Source organism: Nocardiopsis sp. NPDC006198 (genome assembly GCF_040613895.1).
Classification (GTDB): domain Bacteria; phylum Actinomycetota; class Actinomycetes; order Streptosporangiales; family Streptosporangiaceae; genus Nocardiopsis; species Nocardiopsis tropica.
On sequence record NZ_JBEXSY010000090.1, the window covers coordinates 1 to 22,549 of the forward strand.

The following is a 22,549-nucleotide window of genomic DNA, read 5'->3' on the forward strand; positions in this document are numbered from 1 at the left end:
GGGCCTGGGGCGCCCTATTCCGTTTTGGGCCCCGCCTTCAAACCCTCTCACCCCCTTTGCTGTGCGCCCCCCCCCCCCCACCGGGGGGTCGGCCCGGTTCGGTCGCCCGCGACCGAACCCCCACACGAACACCCACAGTGAGGAGAACACCCATGGTGCAGTACCCCGAGACCGACGTGCGGTACGAGGTGGGCGCGGGCCCGTACCCGTACCGCATCGACGGCCGCCGCATGAGCCAGGGCGAGGCGCGCTCCTACCTGGCCGAGGTCGAGAACCTCGGCGCCTTGGACGCCCAGCGGCGCCTGGACATGGCCGCCGTCGAAGCGGTGCACGACGCCCCCGCCCCCCGCATCGGCCAGGGGCCGGACAACAGCTCCTACCGCATCGACGGCGGCCCCGAGCTCTCCCGCGACCAGGTGCTCGACCGGCTCGTGCGGGAGTGGCGCTACACCCCCGCCGAAGCCGAACAGGCCCTGCCCGCGGCCGCACCAGGCGCCGTCCCTGCCCTCCCCTCCGACCGCGAACAGGGCGCAGGGAACACCCGGACCACACCAGCGACCGGGAACACCGCCCCGGCCCGCCCCGCCGCGCCCGGCGCCGCCCCCGACCTGCCCTTGGGCAGGGGCCGCCTGCGCACCGACCTGTCCTGGCGCCTGTTCGACCGTGACATGCGGGCCCACGGCCTGGTCGTGGGCCCGCCCGGCTCCGGAGGCAGCACCGCCCTGGCCCGCCTGGCCGACGGTGCCCACACCGCCGGACTGCGCACCCTCGTCGTCACCCTGGACAAGGCGCACCTCGACCCGGCCTGGGAGGCGGTGGCCCCGCACGTGTCCTGGTGCACGGACGCCGACGCCATGGTCCGCGACCTGACCGCCCTGCTGGACCTCGACGACCCGGCGCGCACCCCGGACCTGGTCCTGGTCGACGGCTCCGGCGCCCTGCAGGCCGCCCCGCAGCTGTGGTACCGGCTGCTGCGCTTCGCCACCCGGCTCCAGGTCAGCGTGGTCGCCCGGACCTACTCCACGGGCCTTGGCGAGTTCGGCGACGACGCCGTGCGCGCACGCCTGACGCTCCACGGCCAGTACCTGGCCCTGGGACGGCTGCGCGGCACCACCCCGGTGCTCCAGCACACGCTGCCCGGCTACACCCCGCCCCTGTTCCGCACCCGGCCAGGCCGGGGCGTGTACGGCTACGGCCGTGCCACGGCCGCGGTGACCGTCACCGCCTGACCGCGCTTGCCACGGCGGCGTGCCCGCAGGGGGCACGCCGCACCCCGTGCCAGCGACCGTCCACACATCGACGCCTGACCCCATGACGCACGAGGGACCTACCCGCAACAGCCGGGCAGGACCCACCATCAACAACCCCCGGGAGACACTGTGAGCATCACCGTCCGTCCGACCGACAGCGACGACACCCACCGCATTCTCGGTTCCGTGCCCGGCTGGGCGCACTGCGGCCACTGGGTCGACGGTGGCGAGACCCTCGCGGAGGGCGAGCCGATCACCTGCCCAGTGTGCTCCGCCCAAGCAGCACGCGAAGCCGCCGCATTGATCGACGAGGACCTCGACGCCTGCACCTGCATCGAGCACTGCGACCAGGACGACGACCCGTGCAGCCTCAGCGGTGGGCCGCACACCCACGCCCTGGACCCGGACCGACCTTGGGCCACCGGGGCCTGCCCCGTTCCCTCCCACCAGGGCCGGCCGGGCGACCACTGACAAGCGGCGGGACCTCGGCAGCACAGCTGCCCGCTGCACCGCCCCCGGACACGACCACAGCACCCGCATGCGCGTCTTCGCGTGAACCCTCCGGGCCCGCCCCCGCCGGGGGCGGGCCCGCCCGCACCACCGCACCCACCACGAGGAGAACACCGTGAACACAACCACCCCGAACACCCCGGCCGCCGTGCCCCACGTCCACATCGGCCACTACCTCGACACCCAGCCCATGAGCCCGGCCGAATGGGGCATCACCGACATCCGCGGCCACGCCATGAACGGCGCCCTGATCGCCCGCACCGGCGCCGGGACCAGCACCGCGCTGGCCCGCATCGCCTCCCGCGCCCGCGCTGCCGGGATCGTGGTCTGGTACCTGGACGGCTCCCACCTGGACCCGGCCGTGGCAGCCCACGCCCACTGGTCCACCCTCGACGCCGAGGAGGTCCTGGAACGGGGCCGGCGCCGCACCGGCCCGGGCGCGGGCGACTCCCGGGTGCTGGTGCTCATCGACCACGCCTGGCGGGTCTGGGACGACCACCGCCACCTCCACCGCCGGGACGCCTTCGAGCACCTGGTGCTCGCCGGCCCGCCCGCCGGGCTGGGCGTGCTCGCGCGCACCCACACCCTGGACCGCTCCGCCTTCGGCACCGCGGCCATCCGCGACGCGCTCGCCCTGCCCCAGACCCTGCTCCTGGGCAACATCCCCGCCACCGATCACGCCCTGGCCCAAGACCTGCTCGACGGCTACGACCCCGACCTCGCCCACCGTCAGTTCGGTACCAAGCGCCCGCCGTGCACCGGCGTGCAGGTGGCCGGACGCCTCACCCACACGCTCACCCTGCGCACCCACCTGCAGGACTGAGGCCCGGGCGACGGCTCTGCCGGTCAGACCCCCTGCGGGGCCTGACCGGCGGCGGGGCCGCCCGGCCCACCGCCCACCGCTAGGAGGAGACCGTGCCCCACACCGAACCCGCCCAGGCCGCCCCGTTCACGGGCGGGGGTGCGCGGTGACGGAGCGAACCCGCATCCGCGTGCCCGACCGCGGCCGCGACCTGCTGCCCGCCCCGCCGCCGTGGACCCGCAAGGCGCTGTGCCACCAGGTCGGCACCCCCGCCGACTGGGAACCCGACCCCGACGACGCCGCCGCCGTCCAGGACGCCCTGTGGGCGTGCGAGCACTGCACCGTCCGCTCCCGGTGCCTGCAGGAGGCGCTGACCGCCCCGCCCTCGCACCAGGTCGGCGTCCGGGGCGGGCTCACCGCCCAGGAGCGCACGCGGCTGCAGCGCCGCCAGCGACGCGCCCGCGCCTCCGACTGATCCCGGGCCGGGCCCGGACATGGGTGTGGCCCCACCAAACCGCCAAGCAGGTGGGGCCACGACTCTCCGATCACAGCAGAGAGGCCATCAGCCTAGTGCCCGCCCCGTAGCGGGGAGGGGCCCACGCGCACGGGCACCCCCCCGGGGAGGGGGGCGCCCCTGCGCGCGTTCAGCGCGAGAGCACGATGCCGAGCTTGTCGGCCGTATCGCGCACCAGGGTCTCGGAGTAGGGGCTGTGTCGGGCCACACGCGTGGCCGCCAGGTCTGCCTGCAGGGCCTCGGCCACCGCTTTCCTGGACCCCTTCTGGGCCTCCTCGAACGACTCGCGGGTGGCCTCGTAGTCCGCCGTGGCCGTGGCCAGCTTCTTCAGGGCCGCGGACGCCTTCGGGCCAAGGGGCGCCTGGTCGGAGCCGCGCGTCACCGCGGGGATGCCGTGGGCGCGGGCGACACGTCGCACGTGCGCGCTCTTGAACGGGCTGGCGGCGGTGACTTGGGCGGGCGGGGTCTGGGCCTTGAGCGCGGCGACGATCGCGGCGTGGACCCCGTCGCGGGCCTCCTCATGCAGGGTCTGCGTTCTTCGGTACTCCTGGGTGCTCTCGTCCAGGGCTCTGATCAGCCTGTTTTCGGGGTCGGTGTCGCTCATGCCCACAGGATACCGCTCCAGGGTTGCGCTCCACACTGTGGAGCGCTATCTTGGAGCACACAGAGGAGCGCTATCCACTCGGAGGACACCATGGACAACCTCGTCACCACCAAGCTCGGCCCCCTCGACGTGCAGCGCGACGACGTGCGCGCCACCCCCATCCGCGACACCGCTGTGCAGGTGGGCATGGTCATCGCCCCGCCCTCCGAGCACAGCCGCACCCACCCCGTCCTGGAGGAGGTCGGGAAGGTCACCGCCATCGCCCCGACCACCGACAAGCGGGGACTGAGCATCACCCGCACCAGCCTGTTCGGCGCGCGCACCATGACCAGCAACACGTGGCCCGACGAGGGGGCCGAGTTCTTCGTCTACACGGCCCGCTGAGGCCGGACCGCTCCCGGGCGGTCGCCACGCTCCCCAGCCCGTCGCGGGCTGGTGGGCGCGGGGGTTGCCCGGTCCACCACACACAGCCCCGCAGCAGGGGCACACGCGGACCGCGCCGCCCACCCGCGGTGGCACACCGAACGCCAAGCCGGTCGCCACCCGCACTCTCCGATCGCACACCAGAGAGGTTCTTCGCCATGCGCTCGTTCCTGCGCCGTCTGCTCGCCTCCGCCGCCCCGGCCCAAGTCATCTACTACTGCACGGTCTGTGACGTGCACTACAACCCCTCCGACCCTGCGGACACCTGGGCGCACCTGGACCACATGAAGTAGCGAACGGCCGCATCCCTGTGATGCCGCTGCCGCCCCCCCGCCTCCCGGGGGGCGGTCTCCGGGACCACAGGGGCCCACCGCCCCACCGCACTCGCAGACCAAGGAGCAGCCATGCGACCGAAGTACACCGCGGTCCCCTCGACCGGGGGCACCGTGATCGGCGGCATCGCCCAGACCCCGCACGGGACCTGGATCGGCGCCCTGAGCGCCCAGGGCCGCCCCGGGTACCGGCGCCCCTTCCCCGAGGAGTTCTCCCTCCCCGGCCACGCCGCCGACGCCGTCCACGCCGAGCACCGGCGGGCCAACCGCGCCACCGCCTGACCCACCCCGGCCGCCGGGCCCGACCGGGCCCGGCGACCGGGAGCCGCAGGACCCGCAGCCGCACACCGCACCACGCCAGGAGAACCGCATGCCTGAACGCCAACTGAGCGCCCCCGCCTCGGGCCCGCTCCACCTCACCGTCGACGCCGAGCACCTCGACCTGCACGTGCGGGTCGTCCCGGGCCTGAGCACCGCCGAGATCGTCCTCACCGGCGACCAGGAGATGCTCGACACCGCCCAGACCACCGGAGCCGCAGGCGCGTGGACCCTGAAGGTGCGCACCGCCGCCCCGATCACCGGCAGCGTCCACATCACCGGCAGGCGTACCGTCATCAACGCTGATGTCATCCATGCGAGCGTCATCATGACCGGGAGCGCCACCGTCATCGACGGGGTGAGCTTCGGGCGCGGCGCCACCCTCATCGGCAACAACGGGGTCTCGGGCTCCACGCGCACGACCACCGGGCCGGACGCCTACGTGAGGCTCCCCCAGGGGTCCAGCCTCACCACCCGCCTGCGCAGCGGCACGGTGCGCACCAGCGGCCGCCTGGAGCGAGTGGACCACCAGTGCGCCTCCGGACTCCTGGTGGTGGCTTTTGCCGAGACGGTCCGCGCCCGGTCTCAGACCGGGACGGTGCGGGTGCTGAGCGCCACCCAAGTCGACGCCAAGACCCTCAGCGGCGACGTGAAGGTCATCGCCGACGGCCCGGTCCGGGCCCACACCCTCAGCGGCGACGTGAAGGTCACCACCGGCGGCCCCGTCGACGCCCACACCGTCAGCGGCGACGTGAAGGTCACCGCCGCAGCGCCCACGCAGATTGACGCGCACACCGTCGACGGGGACATCACCGTCGACAAGAACGGCCACCCCTGCACGGTGCGCCACCACACGGTCTCCGGCACCGTGCGCGTCCGAGGCTGACCGCCCCGCCGGGGCGTGCCCGCACGGGCACGCCCCGGACCCCTCCCCGAACCGAAGGGATCTCATGTTCCAGCCCGTCGACATCGGCCTTCTCGGCGCCCTGGCCCTGCCCGTGCTGGCCTCGCACACCTGGGGCGACCACCCCTTCCAGTCCAGCGTCTGGGCCAAGTTCAAGGGCGAGTGCTCGAACCGGGGCCGCCTGGCCTGCGCCAAGCACACTGCGGTCATCGTGGGCCTGCGCGCCCTCGCCGTGGGCCTGGTGCTGGCCGTGACCGCGACCGTGCCCGACCCGCTCGCCATCGCCGTCGGCCTGGGCTTCACCGGCTGGTCCCACTACTGGGCCGACCGCCGCTACACCCTGCTGGGCCTGTGGCGGGCCATCGGCCGCCAGGAGTTCGCGGCCCTGGGCACCCCCCGCCCCGGCCGCGACGACAACCCGAGCCTGGGCTCAGGTGCCTACCGGCTCGATCAGGACTTCCACACCCTGTTCCTGGCGGTGTCCGCGCTGCTGATGTCCTCCACCGGGTGGATGCTCGCGCTCCTCACTGCGGGGGCCACTGCCCTGATGGCGGCCGCGATTCTCGCCTCCCGCCACGGGCGCCGCCTGCAGGCCCTGGACCGCACCCCGGCCTGAAGCGCAGCGGTGCCCCCGGCCCATCCCGCCCGTCCTGCGGGGTGGTCCGGGGAGACCACTGCGAACCGCCCGCCGGCCCGCGCGAGCACGCGTGCGGCCCCGGCCCGATGCCTGCCAGCCCGACCGGGGCCGCCGCCCCTACCGAAAGGAGCACTACCAGCATGCACCTGGACCTGCACCCGCCGCCGCCCGGCCCCGACCGGGGCCCCCGCCACTGGCGCACCACCCACCGGGGCCGCCCCGCCCACGGGCTGCTCCTGGCCCCCTACGGCAGCGGCACCACCACCTGGCTCACCCACATCGCCCACGCCGCACGCGCGGCCCGGATGCGGCTCTGGCACGCCGACCCCACCTTCCTCGACCCGGCCCTGGACCGGGCCTGCGACTGGGCCAGCGAACACCCCGCCCAGGTGCTGCGGGCCGCGCTCGCGCTGCCCCGCCACCCCGTGCCGACCCTGGTCCTGCTCGACCACGCCCACCACGCCACCGAGACCGACCTGGCCGACTGGGAGCGCCTGGCCCTGCACGGGCCCGGCCGCGGCGTGGGCCTGGTGGCCGCCACCCCCACCCTGGCCCGCGCCGGGGTCGGCAGCGCCCTGCTGCGCGACGCCCTCACCGCCGTGCAGTACGCGGTCCTGGGCGAACTGGACGAGCACGGGAGCGCCGACGCCGCCCGCGACCTGCCCGCCTGCCCCGCCCACCCGGGCGGCGGCGTGTACGTGAACACCGCCGCCGCCGGTGCCGCGGCCCGCGCGGCCTGATGACGAAGGAGACCACCACCGTGTGCGACCAGCAGCCGGAGCCCCAGGAGGCCCGGGACGGGGAAGCGGTCCTGTACCGCCTCATCGACGATCCGCCGTTCGAGGGCCGGGACGAGCTGCTCGCCGAGGCCGCCCGGGAGGCCGGCCTGAGCCCGGCCGCCGCGCACGCCCAGGCGCTCGCCCTGTGGCGCGCCGCCCGGCCGCAGGGGGACTGAATGGGCACCTGCGCGGACCTGGACTGCGACCAGGAACCCACCACCGCTCTGCACTACCGGGCACCCGACGGCGCCCCGTTCGCCTACCGGCTGTGCCCGCGCCACACCGACCGGGCCGAGCAGTGGCTGGCGGGGCGGCCCCACCTGGCCGCCACCGCCGTCTTCACCCCCCTCGCCGGGCCCGCCACCCCGCCCCGGACCGCACCCGAACCCGCCGACCAGCCCGTCCTGTTCTGAGAGAGGAAACCACCACCATGTCCGAGGTCATCAGCTACGACGTGGGCGCAGGCCCCTACCCCTACCGCATCGACGGTCGCCGCCTGACCGAGCCCGAGGCCATCTCGGTCCTGATCGAGTACCACGGAGACACCTTCGCCTCCGCCCAGCGCAAGCTCCACCTGGTCAGCACCGCGGCCGTGCGCGACGCGGGAACCCCCCCGGTCCGCCGGAAGGTCTCCAGCAGCGGCGCGGAGCACTTTCGCATCCAGGACGGGGAACCGCTCCCGCGGGCCCAGGCCGTCCGGGAGCTGGTGCAGGAGTGGCGCCTGACTCCCCCCGAGGCCACCCGCCTGCTCGACGACGCCGTCAGGGCCTACTACAAGGCCGTCTACGCTCCGTCGCGCTGACCTGTCCGGTGCCCGCGCCCGCCCGCCACCACGGCGGGCGGGCAAGGGGACCGGACAGGAACCGCTGTCCGGCCACCACGCGGCCCCGGGCCCGATGCCTGCCAGCCCGGCCCGGCCCGCCCACCTACCGAGAGGATCCACCCATGAGCACCCAGGTCAAGGAGTGCTGCGGCACCTCCGTCGGCGTCCTGCTCTTCGACGCCTCCGGGCGGCTGCAGCTGATCGAGCGCGCCACCATACCCGCCGGGATGGCCCCGGTCGCCGGCCACGCCCTGGACGAACACGCCTCCTACGAGGCGGCCGCCTACACCGAGACCTGGGAGGAGGTCGGCCTGCGCGTGAGGGGCCTGCGCAAGCTCGCCACGGGCGGGCACCACCCCGGCCGCTGCCGCCGACGCGTGCACCCCGGCCGCACCCTGGGCCACACCTGGGAGCTCTACCGGGGCGAGCTCACCGGCGCGCCCATCGCCTCACCGCGCGAGGTGCGCTCCCTGCGCCGGGCCGACCAGGCGCAGCTGCAGCGCCTGGCCGAGCGCACCGCCGCCCACGCCGCCGGGCTGCTCACCGCCGCCGAGTTCGCCGCCGACCCCGGCCTGGAGCCGGTCTGGTGCCACTGGCTCGCCCAGCCCGAACTCGACCTGATCCACCTGCCCCAGCGCGCCCAGGAGCGCATCCTCGCCCTGGCCGCCACCCCGCCCGCCCTGGTCTGAGGAGGACCCCGTGTTCGAGCGCACCCTCTTCTACAGGATCCGCTGCGACGCCCCCGGGTGCATCCGCACCGCCACGGACTACGACACCGCCGAACCCCTGCTGGTGGCCTCCCCCGACCTGGACGCGGTCCGGGAAGAGCTGACGGACGAGGAGGGGCGCCCGTGGGGGATCGGCCCCGGGGGCCAGACCTGGTGCCCGGGCCACCGCCACCTCCTGCGCGTCCAGCAGCAGACCGCCACCGCCTACGAGCCGCAGACCGCCTGACCGGCCGCGCCCGCCCGGGCAGCCCCCGGGCGGGCGCCCCGCCCCTGGAGAGGACGAACACCATGCACAACCAGCCCCCGCCCGAGGTGACGATCATCAGCTTCGGGTTCCTGCACAGCCCCCCGCCCGCGCACGCGCACCTGGTCATCGACCTGCGCACCCACTTTCGCGACCCCCACGTGGGCCCGCAGCTGCGCGAGCTCACCAGCTCCGACCCCCGGGTGCGCGAGCACGTCCTGGCCACCGAGGGCGTCCGCGACCTGGTCCACGCCATCGCCCTGGCCGCCGTGGCCATGGCCTCCGGGCCCGCCCGCGCCGACCTGGTCATCGCCATCGGCTGCGCCGGCGGCCGCCGGCGGCCGCCACCGGGCCCCGACCGTGGCCCGCGCCGTCGCCGAGCAGCTGGAGGAGCGCGAGGACCTGGACGTGCGGCTCGACCCGCGCCACCTCACCCGGCCGGTGGTGCGCCGGTGAACGCCCCGACCAACCCCTACCGGCCCCACCCCGACGCCTCAGCGCTCACCGCCGCCCGCATCGTCCACGGCAACCAGCTGCGCGCCTACACCGTCGTCGAATCCGCCCGCGGCTGGCAGGGCATCGAACACGCGCTGCGCACCGCGTGGAAGGTCGGCCGGATCTGCCCCGCCAGCACCCAGGCCTACGCCCTGCTGGACGTCCTCAACGACGACGACTCCCACCTGCAGTCGTTCGGCATCCCGACCCGGGACGCCTTCCGGTGGTACCACAAGCTCGGCCTGCGCGTGCTCCGCGACTGAACCCCGCCGCCCCCGGGTGCTCGCCCTGCCCACCAGTCCCGCCCGGGCCTGGTGGGCGGGGGGACCGCCCGGTCCACCACATGACGGCGGCCCGCCCCAGTCGACCAAGATCCGGGCGGGCCGCCCTCCCACGAACACGAAGGAGTGCCACCAGTATGCCCACCACGAGGTACACACCGGTCCCGGCCGAGCACCGCCCCTGGGACCTCCCCTGCCCCGCATACGACCCCGTCGACATCACCCCGCCGGAGCTGCGCGCCCCGGCGCTGGCCGCCCCGGCCCCCTGGATCACCGACCCCGTCCCCACCCCCCAGCAGGTCAGCGACTGGGGATGCCGCCAGGCACGCGCCCTGGTCCACTTCGAGGTCCGCCGGGAGGTCCCGCTCAACCCCACCGGCCGCACCGGAAAACGCGGCCGCAACCTCGGCGCGTGGGGCGAGAACGCCGCCGCCGACCCCGTCGTGGTCGCCGGAACCGGCGCCGAGCGGCGCGTGCTGCTGATCCTGCGCGGCGACGCCGGCCAGTGGGCGCTCCCCGGCGGGATGCTCGACCCCGGCGAGAGCCCCCGGGCCGCCCTGGCCCGGGAACTGCGCGAGGAGACGGGCGTGGACCTGCGAGGCCTGACCCCGAAGACCCTGCTGCGCACCTACGTGGACGACCCGCGCAACTCCGACCACGCATGGGTGAGCACCGAGGTCGGCCTGTACCGGCTCCCCGGCACCGTCCCGGCCGCGGCCGCCGACGACGCCGTCGACGCCCGGTGGTGGCCGCTGCACACCCTGCAGGCCCTGACCGCCGCGGTGGAACCGGCCGGGGGCCTGTACGCCGCGCACCGGCCGCTGCTGGCCATCGCACTGGAGCACCTGGGAGGACAGCCGTGAACAGGGGACCGAGCGAGCTGGAAAAACAGCTCAAGCAGATCGTCGAGGCCCACCCCCGCGCCCGCCTGCACCCGCACTCGCCCTCCGGACCCTACGTGCGGGCCGTGATGTGGAGCGCCGAGCCCGGGCTGCTCGGGCAGGCGTTCCGCCAGGACGACGGCACCTGGGCGGTGCGCGCGTTCGTCCTGGCCCAGGGCCAGGACTCCCTGGCCGTGGAGCACCCGCCGACCATGGACGCCATCGCCGAGGCCATCACCAGCGTGATCGCACACCTGACCCCCGCCGGGAAGGGGGCCCGGTGAGCCACACCGACGTGCTGCTCCAGGCGCTGATCGGCCACTACCGCCGACCCAACCGCGGCCGCGACGGGCAGCTGCTGCTCACCGAGGTCACCGCCCCGCACAGCACCCGCCGGTGCGACCTGCTGCGCATGAGCACCGGCCGCACCCGCGGCATCGACATCCACGAGGTGAAGGCCTCCCGGGGCGACTGGCGCCGCGAGCTCGCCGACCCCGACAAGGCGGCGGCATGGCTGCCCTACTGCTCGCGCATGTGGGTGGTGGCCCCGCCCGGCGTGGTCCGCCCCGAGGAGCTCCCGCACGGGTGGGGGCTGATGGAGCCGCCCACGCTCGCCCGCCGGCGGCGCTTCACCACGGTGGTCCAGGCCAACACCCGCACCCCGCAGCTGACCCCCGAGCTGATGGTGGACATCGCCCGCCGCGTCGACAACGTGCGCCTGGGCGAGATCGAGCGGCTGCACCAGGAGCACCGCGAGGAGATCGCCCGGCTGGGCGCCGCGCACCGCAAGGACCTGGCGGCCGAACGCCGCCGCCACGCCCCGGCTACGGCCTGAGAGACCCCGGCCCCTTTCCCGCCCCGCCCCCGCACACCCGGGGGCGGGGCCCACACCCCAGGAGCACGCCCGTGTTGAACGCCCCGAACGCGACCGCCTACCGTGCCAGCCCCGACGCCTCCCGCGCCTGGTGGCACGCCCACCAGATCCTGACCTCGACCCCCGCCCGCGCCGAGAAGGCGCTCCTGGACCGCCACGGCATCGACGGCTACCTCGACCAGAGCACGATCATCGCCGAGGACCGGCCGCCCGGGTGCCGCCCCGCCCCGGCCCGCGAGGCCGGCGCCTGGGTGCCCGACCGGCGCACCCGCACCGGCCAGGCCCTGCACGCCCAGATCCGGGCCCTGCCCACCGGGCCCGTCCCGGCCGAGGAGATCCTCGGCCTCCCCGGCGCCATGCCCTACAACGCCCCCGGCCCCCGCGGCCTGCTGCGCCGCCAGGCCACCATCGCCTTCCCCGAACAGGTCCTGCACCTGCTGTGGGAGGCGCCCCCGGCCGCGGACCTGGACCCCGGGGTGTGGACCCAGATCCCCCTGGCCGAGTACACGCGCGCCCAGAACTGGGAGATCGCGCACTGGCGCCGCCGCGGCCTGGACTTCCACCTGCGGGGGGTGCGCCGCTACCGGTGCGAGGGCCGCGACAACACCCTCCTGGACCGGGTCCTGGACGGCGCCGTCGCGGCCGCCGACGCGAGCGTGCAGCGGTGCGACCCCGCCGGGGTGGCCCGCACCGAACACGCCCTGGCCCGCGCCGGCCGCGCGGCGGCCACGGTGAGGAGCCTGTCCCCGGACCTGCCTGACCGCGAGGAGCAGGCGGCCGAGCAGCACCGGGTGCTCGACGGGGTCCTGGCCGAACTGCACACGCTCGCCCTGCCCTGGCCGACCAGCTGACGTGACACCACCGAAGAAGGAGCACGAGATGAAGCGCCCTGACCGCTGCTGGACGCTGCAGCACGCCAACGGCCGACACCACCTCTACCTCGGGGTCGTGCGCCACTGGCCGAGCCGGGACCAGGCGGCCGACTACGGCCGCCACTGGGCGACGGACACCAGCCCGGCCCAGCTCCCGTACCGCTGCGTTCTCATCGCGTGTGCCTGCGACGCTCACGACGTCCTGGACGGGGGCTGTCACAACCCCGACCACGACGAGGACGGTTGCGTCAGCCTCGCGCACGGCCGCGACGAGGACGAGGCCCGCCAGCGGGCGCTTGCCAACCACTGGGAAGACGTGACCGGGAGCGGCACGGGCCTGGTCTGTGTCGACTGTCTGTGACTTTTGAACCCGCCCCGCCCCGGGGAACCGGGGCGGGGCCCTGGAATGGGAGGAGACGCACGTGAGAGACCTGTCCCTGGGAGACCTGAGAACGGCCTTGGCCGCCACCGCCCACCTGTCCCACGACACCCCGGTACGCATCGAGGTCGACGGCTGCGAGCTGGTCGTCGAGGAGGTCGGCGCCGAGTCGCTCACCGTCGAGGGCACCACGCGCGGCCACACCTACCGGGGGGTGGAGCATCTGCGCCTGCGCGCCCGCCCCGCCACCATGCCGGAGACCTCCGTCGTCTACACGCCCGCCCCCGGACAGGACCTGGCCGGGCCCGACGACTACGCCTGACCCGCACACCACCACCATCGACGGCCCGCGCTCCCTCGGGGCGCGGGCCCTTGTTCTGCGAGGAGCACCTTTGAGCACGACCCGCCTGCGCACACCCGCCCGCCCGGACCTGCTGGTCGGGCAGTGGGTGCGCGTTGACCGCGACGGCGGCCGCCCCCCCCGCACCTGGGCGTGCTCGCCCGCGCCGACCCTGACCCCGACCACCGGGGCCTGTGGCAGTGGGCCCTGCGCACCCCCGCCGGTTACATGGTCGGTGGCCCACACCTGCCTGCCGAACCGCTCACCCGCGCCCACACCGCCGACATCGGCCGTGCCCGGCAGGCGCTGTCCCGCCAGCTCCGCGCCGACCGGGCCGTGCTCGCTGACCTCCTGGCGCACGGAGAGCCCGCCGGCGCCATGGCCCGGGCGGTCGCCGTCCTGGAGGAGCTGCAGGCCGCCCTGGACGCGCAGCTGGAGTCCTGAGATTCACCAAACGCCGCCCGGGCCTCGGGCCCGGGCGGCATCCTGAACTCCGACCCGAGGGAGAAGACGATGACCGCGAACAACACCCCCACCCCCTGATAGGAGAAGCCGGTGGCCCTCACCCGAGACATCAACGGCGTCCTGTTCCTGGAGAAAGACCCCGAGCAGCCGCATGTGGCGCTGCTGCACTACCTGGTCTGCGAGTCGCACAACGCGGGCGAGCGCGGTGTCACCGTGCTTCACCTGCACCGTGACATACGACCGGTCTTCCCCGGCATCACCCGCGAGGAGATCGTCCGCGTCCTGCTGGCGCTGGACGAGGACGAGATCCTGGACGCCGAGGAGGAAGGCGACCAGGAGTCCTTCCTGCACACCAGCACGCCCCCGTTCCGCCTGGAGTACGCCAGCACCGCCTACCGCCAGGCGATCTCCGACATCTACAGCGACTCCGGGCAGGGGGACCTGTTCCGTCTGCTCGATCACGCCGACAGCACGATGCGGTTCGTCAAGGCGGCGGGCAAGGACCCCTCCAGGTCCGGCGAGCTGCTCCGAAAGCTCAAGGACAAGAAGGCCGGCGACCGGTAGCCCCTCAGCCGAGGTGCCGTTTCTGGAACCAGCTCCGCCCTCCCCGCGTGGAGGGCGGAGCTTCGTCGTGTTCGGGGCGGGCTGCGCGGCCTGCGCCGCCCGCCCCGGGCTTTCGGCGGATTCACCCCTGCGGGGTGGTCTTCGCCTCCATGATGGAGACCACCCCTCCAGCGAAACCGAGGACACCATGACCCCGAACACCAGCGGATCCGTACTGTTCCAGGCGCTGCGCACCTGGGCCTCGGGCGCCTCCGCCGACCGTGCCGCCCTGAACCTGCTCGTCGAGCACGGCCACTGGCTCGACCGCCGCGACGTCGTCACCGGCTACGTCCGCTGGGTCCCTGAGGAGGGGCAGACCCGCCCCGCAGAGCCGCTCGCCACCCTCGACTGGGCCGGACTCGCGGATGCCCTGGACCGCGGCGACCTGGCCGCCTCCTCCTCCCAGGAAGCGGTCCTGCGCATCGCGCTCTCCCTGGCCGGTGTGCGCCCGGTCGACCTGCGCCAGGCCCTGACCGGGCTGGGGTGGGCCAGCGTCGGGCCGGTGTGCGGGGCGGTGGCCACCGCCGCCCAGGCCGAACACCAGGTGCTCGTCACCGTGGTGCCCCCGGCGCGCCCCGCCTTCCTGGACGAGGAGGAGCTGTGAGTACCCCCGACGAACAGGGGCGCGACGCCGCCGCGTGGCTGTACCTGCTGGTGCGCTCCCACACGCTGACCGCGAAGCAGGTCGACGCGCGCATGGGCCACACCGACCTGGACCTGGGCCTGCTGCTGGCCCGGTACGCCACTGGGCCCGAGGCCGTCCTGTGCCGCGCCCGACAGCGCGCCGTGCTCGGCATCGGCGAGCACGAGTCCGCGCCCCCGGCCCTGGCCGTGCGCCTGGCCGAGGAGTTGCGCGACCACGTCTCCGGCACAGAGCTGCCCGCCGACGTGGTCCAGGCCCTGGAACAGGTCCGCGCTCACTGGGCCAGCGTGGCCGTGTCCGACTGAGACCGGCCGCGCCGGCGGGCGCACGCAAGCCCCGCACCCCGGGTTGCCCGGGGAGCGGGGCCTTTTCGCGTCCCGGGGGAAGCCCACCCCGGTGCCGGGGCCCGCACCTGGGTAGACCCTTTACCACCACTTGCCCCTGTCATGGGCATGCGCCCCCGTACGGTGCCGCCACACGCACCGAACAGGGGGCCCGTCCGTGTCCATCGACGCCATCAACCTCGACCTGGTCCTGGCCATCCGGGAGCAGGGCAGCATCGCGGCCGCCGCCCGCCGGCTCCACCTGAGCCCCGCGGCCGCCGCCCGGCGCATCACCGCGCTGGAGAACGAGATCGGAGGCCCCCTCGTGACGCGAGGATCCCGCACCACCACGCTCACCCCCCTGGGAGAGCGCTACGCCCGCTGGGGCACCGAGGCCCGCGCCCTGTGGGACTCCCTGCCCGACCACCCCGACGACCCCGGCACCGACACCGTCTACGTCGCGGTCCTGGGCGCCGCCCTGGGCCCGCACGGCGGCGCCATCCTCGAAGAGGTGCGCCACCGCTACCCCTCCGTGCGCCTGGTCGAGATGCCGGTCACCGCCCGCACCATCGGCGACCCCATCGCCGGGGGCGCCGACATCGTCTTCGGACAGCTCCTGGGCGACGAGGAACGGGAGCTGGGGTGGCAGACCCGGGTGACCGGCGAATGGGACCGCGCCGTCGTCGTCCCGGCCTGGAGCGACTACGCCGACGCCGACCGGCTCGCCCCCACCGAGGTGCGCGGGCCCTGGCTGTACTCGCCCGCCGGGGACCGCCGCCACGAGGAGTGGATGAGCGACACCCCGGTGGCCGAGGCGCCCCGCGACATCGTCGTGGACACCCCCTGGCGGGTGGCCGGCGCGGTGGAGGTCTCCGGCCGCCCGGGCCTGCACACCATGATGGCCGCCCCCTCCATGCGCACCCCCGGCACCGCGTGGATCCCCCTGCAGGGGCGCCGGGTCAAGATCGGCGTGGGCATCCGCGCCGGGGAGCAGCGGCCCGTGGTCCTCACCGCCTTCTACCTGGCGGGGCTGTGCCTGGGGGCCGCGAACCTGGACGAGCTGGACGCGTAGACGGCCCCCCGGTCCCTGTCAAGGGGTCGGCGACGCGCAATGCGCGCCGCAGGCCGCTACCGTGCGCCCACCCGCCGTGGTGACCTGGACGTGGCCGCCCGGACCTTCCTCCACCACCCCCGGGCGGCCACCGAACCGCACGGCACAGGAGGTAGGACCAGCATGGGCCCGGACGCCACGCTCACCCGCACCCACCACACCCACAGCCCCGGGGCGCCCACGCTCACCCGGCTCAGCTCCCGGGTGTGGACCACACGGTGGACCGCCAGCCCCGGCGCGAGCCTCCTGGTCGGCCACGGCACCGCCCTGACCCTGGTCGACCACGGGTTGACCGCGGAGGCCGCCGAGACCCTGCTGGCCGAACTCGCCGAGACCGCCCCGTCGCTGCGGCTGGCCCGGGTGGTGTGGCTGCGCTGGTGCCACGGCCTGATCGAACGCGTCCCCCAGCGCGCCGAGCTGCTGTACGCGGCCAAGGTCGCCGAGGCCGGAGCCCCGCCCGCCGGCACGGCCCGTGCGGCGGGGCTCGCCTGCCGGGCCCGCACCCACCACACGCCCCTGGGGCTGAACGGGGTGAGCCTGCACGCCATCGCCCCCGAGCAGTCGCTGGTCTGGGACGCCGAGGACCGCATCCTGCTGGCCGGGGACCTGCTCGCCCCGCTGGCCCCAGAGCTGAGCGCGCTCACCCCCGCCCAAGCCACCGCGGCCCTGGAGTGGGCCCTGGAGCGCGGCGCCGACCAGGCCGTGGGCTCCCACGGGGTCCTGCTGCGCACCGCCGAGCACGTCGAGCGGGGCCTGCGCGCCCGCCTGTCCTACCTGCGGGTCCTGGAGGGGATCTGCCTCCACGCCCGCCGGGTGGGGGCGCCCGCGCTGATCGCGCTGCGCCAGGCGTTGGCCAACGGCCGTCTGGGGGCGTGGCCGGTCCCGCCCCAGCGCCACGTCCTCAACATCCACGCCGGGCTCGCCGCGCTGGAGGGGCGGCCGGTGGACCTGCGGGAGGTGAGCGCCGACACCCGCCAGCTCGCCGCCCAGCACCGCACCCGGTAGACCGCGCGGGCCCGCCCTCTCCCTCCTGGGGCGGGCCCTTTCACGGCGCCCCCGTCATCGGGGCGCCCGCCCCCGCCGGGTGAACCCGGCGGGGGCTCGCCGTGTTCGATACCCGGGTGCGGAAGGTGCCGAGGCCCCGCCGCCGTGGCCTCGCGCGGTCAGCGGCTGGGCGTGTAGGCGGTGCCCGCGACCGCGAGCACCACCTCGCGGGCGGCCCGGGCGTCCCCCAGGGCACGGTGGCCGCCGTTGAGCGGGCCGGGGCGGCTGGTGCGGGCGGCGGCCCCCCGCCAGGCCATTGCGCAGTCCCAGTCCCACCGCGGCACCGGGAGGCCGTAGCGGCGGCACGCATGGCGGATGCGGCTTTTGTCGAAATCGGCGTTGTAGGCGATCAGGAGGCGGCTACCGACCCCCTGGGCCAGGCGCGGCCAGATTTCGGGCCAGGTGGGCGCGCCGTCCAGCTCGCCCGGGGTGATCCCGTGGACCTGCTGCGCGCCTTTCTCGACGGGCACGCCGTCGGGGTTCACGAGGGTGTCGAGCACGGTGCGGCCGGTGTCCGCTTCGACCACGGCGATCTCGACGATCGCGGCCGTTGGGCCCAGGCCGGTGGTCTCGACGTCGACCAGGAGCGCCTCGTCGGGGGCCAGGGCCCGGCGCGCGGCCGCGATGGCCCGGTGGGCGGGGGTGGCCATGTCCACCAGGCGGCGGTGCTCGCCGGCGGGGTGGGCGGCCAGGTCGTTGCGCAGGGCGGCCGGGTCCGGGCGGCCGTCGGCGCGCACCGGCCAGTCCAGGTGCCACCGGCCCGACTGCGGCCGGTAGGTGAGGCTCACGTCCAGGCCGTGGCGGCGGCCGAGCTGTTCGGCGAAGGCCTCGATGGCGGGCCCGGGCGCGGCGTTGCCGCGCGTTCCGGCCAGGGCGGCCACCGCCTGTTCGGGGACGGCGGCGCACTCGGCCCGGTCGTAGAGCGTGTGCCCCTCGTAGAGGCCGGCGGGGTTCAGGTGGCCCTGGGCGACCAGGCGGGGGATGTCGCGGGCGCGCACCGGCCATCCGGTGCGCGCGGTCAGTGCGGCGGCGGTGCGCGTGGCTCCTACCGGTCGCGGGGGGTCGGTGGTGGCGCTCATGCTCTGAGCCTGCCACCGGGGCCCGACACGCGGGGGCCGTTCGCACGAATCGGCGCCGCCCGGACGAATTTTCCTGCATCAGTGCAGGTCACAGGGGTAATGGGGTGTAGTGGTGAACGCGCACCCCAAAAATGATTCACACATGAATCAAGTTGTGTCATACTTGAGTCAAGCAAGACGAAGAGCAGGGGCCTGGCACCGATTGCGACCCGAGGCCAGACCCCTCCGACGGAGACAGGAGCCTCCTGTGACCACTGTAGCGCGCTACACCCCGCCCGTCCCGGCCCCGCGCCTGGCCCAGACCCTGGCCGAGCACGACCTTCCCGGCCGCCGCTCCAAGACCGCCATCACCCGCCTGCGCCGCGCCCGCGCCAAGGCCCGCGGCGGCGTCGTGGCCCCGCGCCCGGCCGCCGAGCGCGTGGAGGGCTACCTCCTGGGCCAGATCCGCGGCCTGATCGCCGCGGCGGGAGGGGAGACCGGCATCGAGGCGCGCGGCTACACCATCGGCCTGCGCATCCTGGACCGCGACGTCGCGGGCCGCCTGACCCTGGTCGGCGCCTCCGGGTGGCGCCGCTACGGCCGCACCGAGAACTTCGCCTCGCTGGCCTACCTGTCCGGGGTCGACGCGGCGGGCCGCTGGGTGGTGCGCGTGCCCTCCAGCGTGCGCACCGTCGCCCAGGCGCTGGCCTGGACGGAGCCGGCCGAGGTGGCCCGGGTGCGCCAGGAGGGGCGCCGCGTGGCCCAGGTCGGCGGCGTGTACGCGATCGAGACCACCCGCGCCCACGACGGCAAGGGCGCAGGGCACCTGGCCCAGGAGGGCTTCGCCTGGCGGCCGGGCACCCGCTACCTGGTGCACCGCCCCGCCTTTGGCCCCCGACACCGGCCGCTGAGCCTGCGCACCTGGCCCGGGGTGCGTTTCGTGACCCGCAAGTCCATGCCGATGGGGCGCTAGCCCCCGACCGCCCGCCACGCGGGGACCGCACGGTCCCCGCGTGGCGGGCACACCCCCGTGAAGGAGAGACGACGATGGCCGAGACGCGCCTGCAGGTGCCCGTCAGCGAGGACCTGGAGCACTGGCTCGCCGAGCGCAGCCGCCGCACGAGCGCCGCCGCCCCCGCGGTCCGCCAGGCCCGGATCGAACTGGACCTGTGGCGCTCGGTGCTGGCCGCCGAGCTGCGCCGCATCCGCCTGAGCGCCGCCCAAGCCGTGTTCCTGGGCCGCTTGATGGGCCCGGTGCCGCTCGACGGGGCCGTCGCCGCGGCTGCGCCGGTGGTCTACACCCGCGCCGCCGACGTCCTCCTGCTGCCCTGGGCCGACGCCGCCCCCTCCGAGCACGCCTTCGACGCCGAGGCGCTGCTGGGCTACCTGCACCGGCTGGGCCCGGCGGCCGACCACGCCCTGCACCAGGCCTGCGCGGACTGGTACGCCGCCGGCGCCGACCCCTCGCCCGCAGCGTGGGCGCGGGTCGGGCTCACGGTACGGGAGGGTGCCCTCACGGGAACCAGCAGTACAACGCACGAATCGAACGCCAGCGCCGAGCACCCGTGCTCGGACCTGGCCTGAACACAGGAGGACACCGTGAACACCCACAAGGACGACTACGAGGCGTACCCGTCGACCGGCGCCGGGATGGGCTCGGTCACCGATGCCGAACTGGATGCCCTGATCCGGAAGGGGAAGCCGATCGTGCGGGACTCGGGCGAGTTCGACGCCCAGCAGCTGGAGATGATGTTCAGCGAGCGGGACATGGACGACCCCGCCAACCGCGATCTCCTGCGCCGGCAGGTGCACATCGAGCTGGACCTGCCTGAGATCGACTGACAGTGGCCGCTCATACCCTGGCCGTCACGGCGCCCCGCCACGGCGGGGCAGGGGGCTGAGCGATGGGGTGCCCGCTCCGTCCCGGGGCGGGCACCCCTCTGTCCAGGAGAGGAGCCACGCATGCTCCTGAACACCCACTGACCACTCTCGGGGCGGCCCGCTGGCGCGGCCGCCCCGGGGAACGCCTGTCTCACGCCGCCGTAGACCCGAGAAGAGGAAGCCGTGCCGAAGCCGCAGAAGAAGCCCGCCGTCCTGGGACTGGCCGGGGAGAGCCCGGCCACCGAGGGCGCCGACCCGGCGTCGGAGGTGATGGCGTGATCAAGGGTGTGTGGTGGGGCGAGGTCATCGGCGAGGCGCCCGCGCGCGGGCCGCTCGCCGAGCTGCTCGGCGCCGGCGAGCGCGACCGGTCCCGGCCCTGGGTGGCCGAGATCGTGGGCCTGTCGGCCAAGTACGGCTACCGCAGGCAGTTCCTCAAGTCCAAGGCCGACTGGGCCGGGGCCAACAGCCGCGGCACGCGCGGGGTGAAGCTCTACTTCGTCCTCGAAGCGGGCCGGTACTACCAGGCCTACCGGAAGACCAGCCAGCAACAGCACGAGAAGCCCTTCCTGAAGGTGACCGAGGAAGGCGAGGTGGTCGAAGTGGCCAAGGAGGAGGTGGACCAGTGGCTGCACCGCGCACTCAACGTCAGCAGGACGGCTTCCCCGAACAGGGGGACACCGTGATCAGGACGGCCCGCACCGCAGCGGAGCCCGCAACCGGCCGCGGGGCCCAAGGGCGGCGCCGAACGGCGCCCGCGTGGGCCGCCGCCGTGGTCGCGCAGAAAGAGGTCGACCGGTGACCCTCGCCCAGCCTGCCCAGACCCGCGCCCGTAAGCGCGTGGCGCGCCGCCGCTTCCTGGGCTGCGACGTGCTGACCGCGGCCCGCACCCGTATCTCCAGGATGTTCGACGACGCCCCCCGGGTCTGTGTCTCCTTCTCCGGGGGCAAGGACAGCGGGGTGGTGCTGGAGCTGTGCGCGCAGGAGGCCCGTCGGCGCGGCCGCCGCCTGGGCGTGTTGATCGTGGACCTGGAAGCCCAGTTCGCCGCGACCATCCGGTACGTGCACACGATGCTGGAGCGCCACGCCGACGTCCTGGACGTGTACTGGGTGTGCCTGCCGATCACGTTGCGCAACGCCGTCTCGCACCACCAGCCCACCTGGGTGTGCTGGGACCCCGAGGAGCAGCAGCGGTGGGTGCGCCCCCTGCCCGAGCACCCCGGGGTGGTCAGCGACCCGGCGTACTGGGACTGGTTCGAGCCGGGGATGGAGTTCGAGGACCTGGTCCCCCGGTTCGCGGACTGGTACTCCCAGGGCAAGCTCTCGGTGGCCATGGTCGGGATTCGCGCGCAGGAGTCGATCAACCGGTGGCGGACCATCGCCTCGGCCCGCAAGCGCACCCACGAGGGCCTGCGCTGGACGACGTGGCTGGCGGGCACCACCTCGATCAACGCCTACCCCATCTACGACTGGAAGACGGAGGACGTGTGGCGGTTCTACGGCAAGACCGGGACCCCGCACAACGAGATCTACGACTGGATGTACAGGGCGGGGCTGAGCATCCACCAGCAGCGGCTGTGCCAGCCCTACGGCGACGACCAGCGCAAGGGGTTGTGGCTCTTCCACATCCTGGAGCCGCAGACGTGGGGCAAGGTCGCCGCCCGGGTGGAGGGGGCGACCTTCGGCGCCCGCTACGCCAACACCCGCGGCAACATGTTCGGCCGGGTGGAGATCTCCAAGCCCGACCGCTTCACGTGGGAGGAGTTCACGCACTTCCTGCTGGCGAACATGCCGCCCGGCACCGCTGAGCACTACCGCAACAAGTTCGCCAAGTTCGTGCGCTGGCACCAGGAGCACACGCCCGGGTGCGAGGAGGGCCGCATCCCCGACGAGGGGCCCCTGGACAAGAAGCACCCGAGCTGGAAGCGGATGGCCAAGGTCGTGCTGACCTACGACTACTACTGCAAGGGCCTGTCCTTCTCCCCTCCCGCCAACACCCGGGCCAAGCGCGAGTACGACGCCTACATGAAGAAGAAGCGCGCCCAGTGGAACCTTCCCGGGCTGGCCTGAGAGGAGAGCAGGGCATGGACTGGCACGAGGACGAGGGCGAGCCGGGCTCCCACGAGGACCTGCTGGACCAGGACGAGGACGAGGACCGTTCGGACTGGGAGGCGCCCGTGGGGGCCGAACCCGAGGCCGGGATGGAAGCGGTCACCGACGCCGAGCTGGAGGACCTGATCGAGCGCGGGCAGCCGATCGTGCGGGCCTCGGGCCGGTGGGACGCCGCCACGCTCTCGCAGATGTTCGCCGACGCCGACCTGGCCGACCCCGGCCAGCGGGAGGTCCTGCGCGACCAGGTCCATGCGGACCTGGGCCTGTAGACCGCACAGAAGGGGGCCGACCGGTGACCGGTCGGCCCCCCGGCGTCGGGGGG

General features: G+C 74.7%; 36 protein-coding genes. 34 read left to right on the forward strand and 2 right to left on the reverse strand.

From position 1 onward, the window contains the following. Positions 1-152 precede the first annotated feature (152 nt). From ABZ234_RS31780 to ABZ234_RS31795, 4 genes are all read left to right on the forward strand, one after another. Positions 153-1,229 (forward strand): hypothetical protein, encoded by a 1,077-nt coding sequence (locus ABZ234_RS31780; RefSeq protein ID WP_355014480.1) that lies wholly within the window; start codon positions 153-155, stop codon positions 1,227-1,229. A gap of 150 nt (positions 1,230-1,379) precedes the next feature. Continuing rightward, positions 1,380-1,721 carry a hypothetical protein gene (locus ABZ234_RS31785; protein ID WP_355014481.1) on the forward strand — a complete coding sequence of 114 codons (342 nt, stop codon included), beginning with the start codon at positions 1,380-1,382 and terminating at the stop codon, positions 1,719-1,721. A gap of 154 nt (positions 1,722-1,875) precedes the next feature. Beyond that, positions 1,876-2,583 (forward strand): hypothetical protein, encoded by a 708-nt coding sequence (locus tag ABZ234_RS31790; RefSeq protein WP_355014482.1) that lies wholly within the window; start codon positions 1,876-1,878, stop codon positions 2,581-2,583. Positions 2,584-2,728: 145 nt separating this feature from the next. Beyond that, positions 2,729-3,037 (forward strand): WhiB family transcriptional regulator, encoded by a 309-nt coding sequence (locus tag ABZ234_RS31795; protein WP_355014483.1) that lies wholly within the window; start codon positions 2,729-2,731, stop codon positions 3,035-3,037. 169 nt (positions 3,038-3,206) lie between these two features. On the opposite strand, the gene ABZ234_RS31800 is transcribed toward ABZ234_RS31795, so the two are convergent. Further along, entirely contained in the window at positions 3,207-3,680 is a 474-nt protein-coding gene (locus tag ABZ234_RS31800) for a hypothetical protein (protein ID WP_355014484.1), read from the reverse strand. Between the two features lie 90 nt (positions 3,681-3,770). Here ABZ234_RS31800 and ABZ234_RS31805 point away from each other — a divergent pair, with 90 nt between their 5' ends. The 24 genes from ABZ234_RS31805 to ABZ234_RS31920 all read left to right on the forward strand — a co-directional run bounded on the left by ABZ234_RS31805 (position 3,771) and on the right by ABZ234_RS31920 (position 17,140). Further along, entirely contained in the window at positions 3,771-4,064 is a 294-nt protein-coding gene (locus tag ABZ234_RS31805; RefSeq protein WP_355014485.1) for a hypothetical protein, read from the forward strand. Positions 4,065-4,261: 197 nt separating this feature from the next. Next, positions 4,262-4,396 (forward strand): hypothetical protein, encoded by a 135-nt coding sequence (locus ABZ234_RS31810; protein WP_355014486.1) that lies wholly within the window; start codon positions 4,262-4,264, stop codon positions 4,394-4,396. Between the two features lie 111 nt (positions 4,397-4,507). Next, positions 4,508-4,717, forward strand: coding sequence for a hypothetical protein (locus ABZ234_RS31815; RefSeq protein WP_355014487.1), 210 nt, complete (start codon positions 4,508-4,510; stop codon positions 4,715-4,717). An 88-nt stretch (positions 4,718-4,805) separates the two neighbouring features. Then, positions 4,806-5,639 (forward strand): DUF4097 family beta strand repeat-containing protein, encoded by an 834-nt coding sequence (locus tag ABZ234_RS31820; protein ID WP_355014488.1) that lies wholly within the window; start codon positions 4,806-4,808, stop codon positions 5,637-5,639. A 64-nt stretch (positions 5,640-5,703) separates the two neighbouring features. Further along, on the forward strand, positions 5,704-6,273 hold the full coding sequence (locus tag ABZ234_RS31825; protein ID WP_355014489.1) for a hypothetical protein: 570 nt from the start codon (positions 5,704-5,706) through the stop codon (positions 6,271-6,273). A gap of 161 nt (positions 6,274-6,434) precedes the next feature. Then, positions 6,435-7,034 carry a hypothetical protein gene (locus tag ABZ234_RS31830; RefSeq protein ID WP_355014490.1) on the forward strand — a complete coding sequence of 200 codons (600 nt, stop codon included), beginning with the start codon at positions 6,435-6,437 and terminating at the stop codon, positions 7,032-7,034. After that, the gene (locus ABZ234_RS31835) at positions 7,034-7,249 is read left to right on the forward strand and encodes a hypothetical protein (RefSeq protein WP_355014491.1); all 216 of its coding nucleotides are present in this window, start codon (positions 7,034-7,036) and stop codon (positions 7,247-7,249) included. The genes ABZ234_RS31830 and ABZ234_RS31835 overlap by 1 nt, the downstream gene beginning before the upstream one ends. Next, a complete protein-coding gene (locus ABZ234_RS31840) occupies positions 7,250-7,486 on the forward strand; it encodes a hypothetical protein (RefSeq protein WP_355014492.1) in 237 nt (78 codons plus the stop codon). Between the two features lie 17 nt (positions 7,487-7,503). Further along, on the forward strand, positions 7,504-7,875 hold the full coding sequence (locus ABZ234_RS31845; RefSeq protein WP_355014493.1) for a hypothetical protein: 372 nt from the start codon (positions 7,504-7,506) through the stop codon (positions 7,873-7,875). A 143-nt stretch (positions 7,876-8,018) separates the two neighbouring features. Beyond that, positions 8,019-8,585 carry an NUDIX hydrolase gene (locus tag ABZ234_RS31850; RefSeq protein ID WP_355014494.1) on the forward strand — a complete coding sequence of 189 codons (567 nt, stop codon included), beginning with the start codon at positions 8,019-8,021 and terminating at the stop codon, positions 8,583-8,585. Between the two features lie 10 nt (positions 8,586-8,595). After that, positions 8,596-8,850, forward strand: coding sequence for a hypothetical protein (locus ABZ234_RS31855; protein ID WP_355014495.1), 255 nt, complete (start codon positions 8,596-8,598; stop codon positions 8,848-8,850). A gap of 62 nt (positions 8,851-8,912) precedes the next feature. Beyond that, complete coding sequence (locus tag ABZ234_RS31860; protein ID WP_355014496.1) at positions 8,913-9,626, forward strand: RNase adapter RapZ; 714 nt, start codon at positions 8,913-8,915, stop codon at positions 9,624-9,626. A 155-nt stretch (positions 9,627-9,781) separates the two neighbouring features. After that, on the forward strand, positions 9,782-10,507 hold the full coding sequence (locus ABZ234_RS31865) for an NUDIX domain-containing protein (RefSeq protein WP_355014497.1): 726 nt from the start codon (positions 9,782-9,784) through the stop codon (positions 10,505-10,507). Beyond that, a complete protein-coding gene (locus tag ABZ234_RS31870) occupies positions 10,504-10,809 on the forward strand; it encodes a hypothetical protein (protein WP_355014498.1) in 306 nt (101 codons plus the stop codon). The genes ABZ234_RS31865 and ABZ234_RS31870 overlap by 4 nt, the downstream gene beginning before the upstream one ends. After that, positions 10,806-11,360 (forward strand): hypothetical protein, encoded by a 555-nt coding sequence (locus tag ABZ234_RS31875; RefSeq protein ID WP_355014499.1) that lies wholly within the window; start codon positions 10,806-10,808, stop codon positions 11,358-11,360. Before ABZ234_RS31870 ends, ABZ234_RS31875 begins: the two co-directional genes overlap by 4 nt. A gap of 71 nt (positions 11,361-11,431) precedes the next feature. After that, the gene (locus ABZ234_RS31880; RefSeq protein WP_355014500.1) at positions 11,432-12,250 is read left to right on the forward strand and encodes a hypothetical protein; all 819 of its coding nucleotides are present in this window, start codon (positions 11,432-11,434) and stop codon (positions 12,248-12,250) included. Positions 12,251-12,278: 28 nt separating this feature from the next. After that, positions 12,279-12,632, forward strand: a complete 354-nt coding sequence (locus tag ABZ234_RS31885; RefSeq protein ID WP_355014501.1) for a hypothetical protein — start codon at positions 12,279-12,281, stop codon at positions 12,630-12,632. 61 nt (positions 12,633-12,693) lie between these two features. Next, a complete protein-coding gene (locus ABZ234_RS31890; RefSeq protein WP_355014502.1) occupies positions 12,694-12,972 on the forward strand; it encodes a hypothetical protein in 279 nt (92 codons plus the stop codon). Between the two features lie 171 nt (positions 12,973-13,143). Further along, positions 13,144-13,434, forward strand: a complete 291-nt coding sequence (locus ABZ234_RS31895; protein ID WP_355014503.1) for a hypothetical protein — start codon at positions 13,144-13,146, stop codon at positions 13,432-13,434. Positions 13,435-13,545: 111 nt separating this feature from the next. Further along, positions 13,546-14,019, forward strand: a complete 474-nt coding sequence (locus ABZ234_RS31900) for a hypothetical protein (protein WP_355014504.1) — start codon at positions 13,546-13,548, stop codon at positions 14,017-14,019. Between the two features lie 187 nt (positions 14,020-14,206). Next, positions 14,207-14,662, forward strand: a complete 456-nt coding sequence (locus ABZ234_RS31905) for a hypothetical protein (protein ID WP_355014505.1) — start codon at positions 14,207-14,209, stop codon at positions 14,660-14,662. Then, positions 14,659-15,006 carry a hypothetical protein gene (locus ABZ234_RS31910; protein WP_355014506.1) on the forward strand — a complete coding sequence of 116 codons (348 nt, stop codon included), beginning with the start codon at positions 14,659-14,661 and terminating at the stop codon, positions 15,004-15,006. Before ABZ234_RS31905 ends, ABZ234_RS31910 begins: the two co-directional genes overlap by 4 nt. 196 nt (positions 15,007-15,202) lie before the next feature. Then, on the forward strand, positions 15,203-16,096 hold the full coding sequence (locus ABZ234_RS31915; RefSeq protein WP_355014507.1) for a LysR family transcriptional regulator: 894 nt from the start codon (positions 15,203-15,205) through the stop codon (positions 16,094-16,096). 39 nt (positions 16,097-16,135) lie between these two features. Further along, on the forward strand, positions 16,136-17,140 hold the full coding sequence (locus tag ABZ234_RS31920) for a hypothetical protein (RefSeq protein WP_355014508.1): 1,005 nt from the start codon (positions 16,136-16,138) through the stop codon (positions 17,138-17,140). A 158-nt stretch (positions 17,141-17,298) separates the two neighbouring features. Here ABZ234_RS31920 and ABZ234_RS31925 read toward each other — a convergent pair whose 3' ends face one another. Next, the gene (locus ABZ234_RS31925; RefSeq protein WP_355014509.1) at positions 17,299-18,258 is read right to left on the reverse strand and encodes a 3'-5' exonuclease; all 960 of its coding nucleotides are present in this window, start codon (positions 18,256-18,258) and stop codon (positions 17,299-17,301) included. A gap of 247 nt (positions 18,259-18,505) precedes the next feature. Between ABZ234_RS31925 and ABZ234_RS31930 the strand changes: the two genes are divergently transcribed. The 6 genes from ABZ234_RS31930 to ABZ234_RS31955 all read left to right on the forward strand — a co-directional run bounded on the left by ABZ234_RS31930 (position 18,506) and on the right by ABZ234_RS31955 (position 22,496). Continuing rightward, entirely contained in the window at positions 18,506-19,210 is a 705-nt protein-coding gene (locus ABZ234_RS31930) for a hypothetical protein (RefSeq protein WP_355014510.1), read from the forward strand. 74 nt (positions 19,211-19,284) lie between these two features. After that, a complete protein-coding gene (locus ABZ234_RS31935) occupies positions 19,285-19,821 on the forward strand; it encodes a hypothetical protein (RefSeq protein WP_355014511.1) in 537 nt (178 codons plus the stop codon). 15 nt (positions 19,822-19,836) lie between these two features. Further along, entirely contained in the window at positions 19,837-20,079 is a 243-nt protein-coding gene (locus ABZ234_RS31940) for a hypothetical protein (protein ID WP_355014512.1), read from the forward strand. Positions 20,080-20,393: 314 nt separating this feature from the next. After that, positions 20,394-20,801 carry a hypothetical protein gene (locus ABZ234_RS31945; protein WP_355014513.1) on the forward strand — a complete coding sequence of 136 codons (408 nt, stop codon included), beginning with the start codon at positions 20,394-20,396 and terminating at the stop codon, positions 20,799-20,801. Between the two features lie 112 nt (positions 20,802-20,913). Beyond that, positions 20,914-22,185 (forward strand): DUF3440 domain-containing protein, encoded by a 1,272-nt coding sequence (locus tag ABZ234_RS31950; RefSeq protein WP_355014514.1) that lies wholly within the window; start codon positions 20,914-20,916, stop codon positions 22,183-22,185. Between the two features lie 14 nt (positions 22,186-22,199). Beyond that, positions 22,200-22,496 (forward strand): hypothetical protein, encoded by a 297-nt coding sequence (locus ABZ234_RS31955; protein ID WP_355014515.1) that lies wholly within the window; start codon positions 22,200-22,202, stop codon positions 22,494-22,496. Positions 22,497-22,549 lie beyond the last annotated feature (53 nt).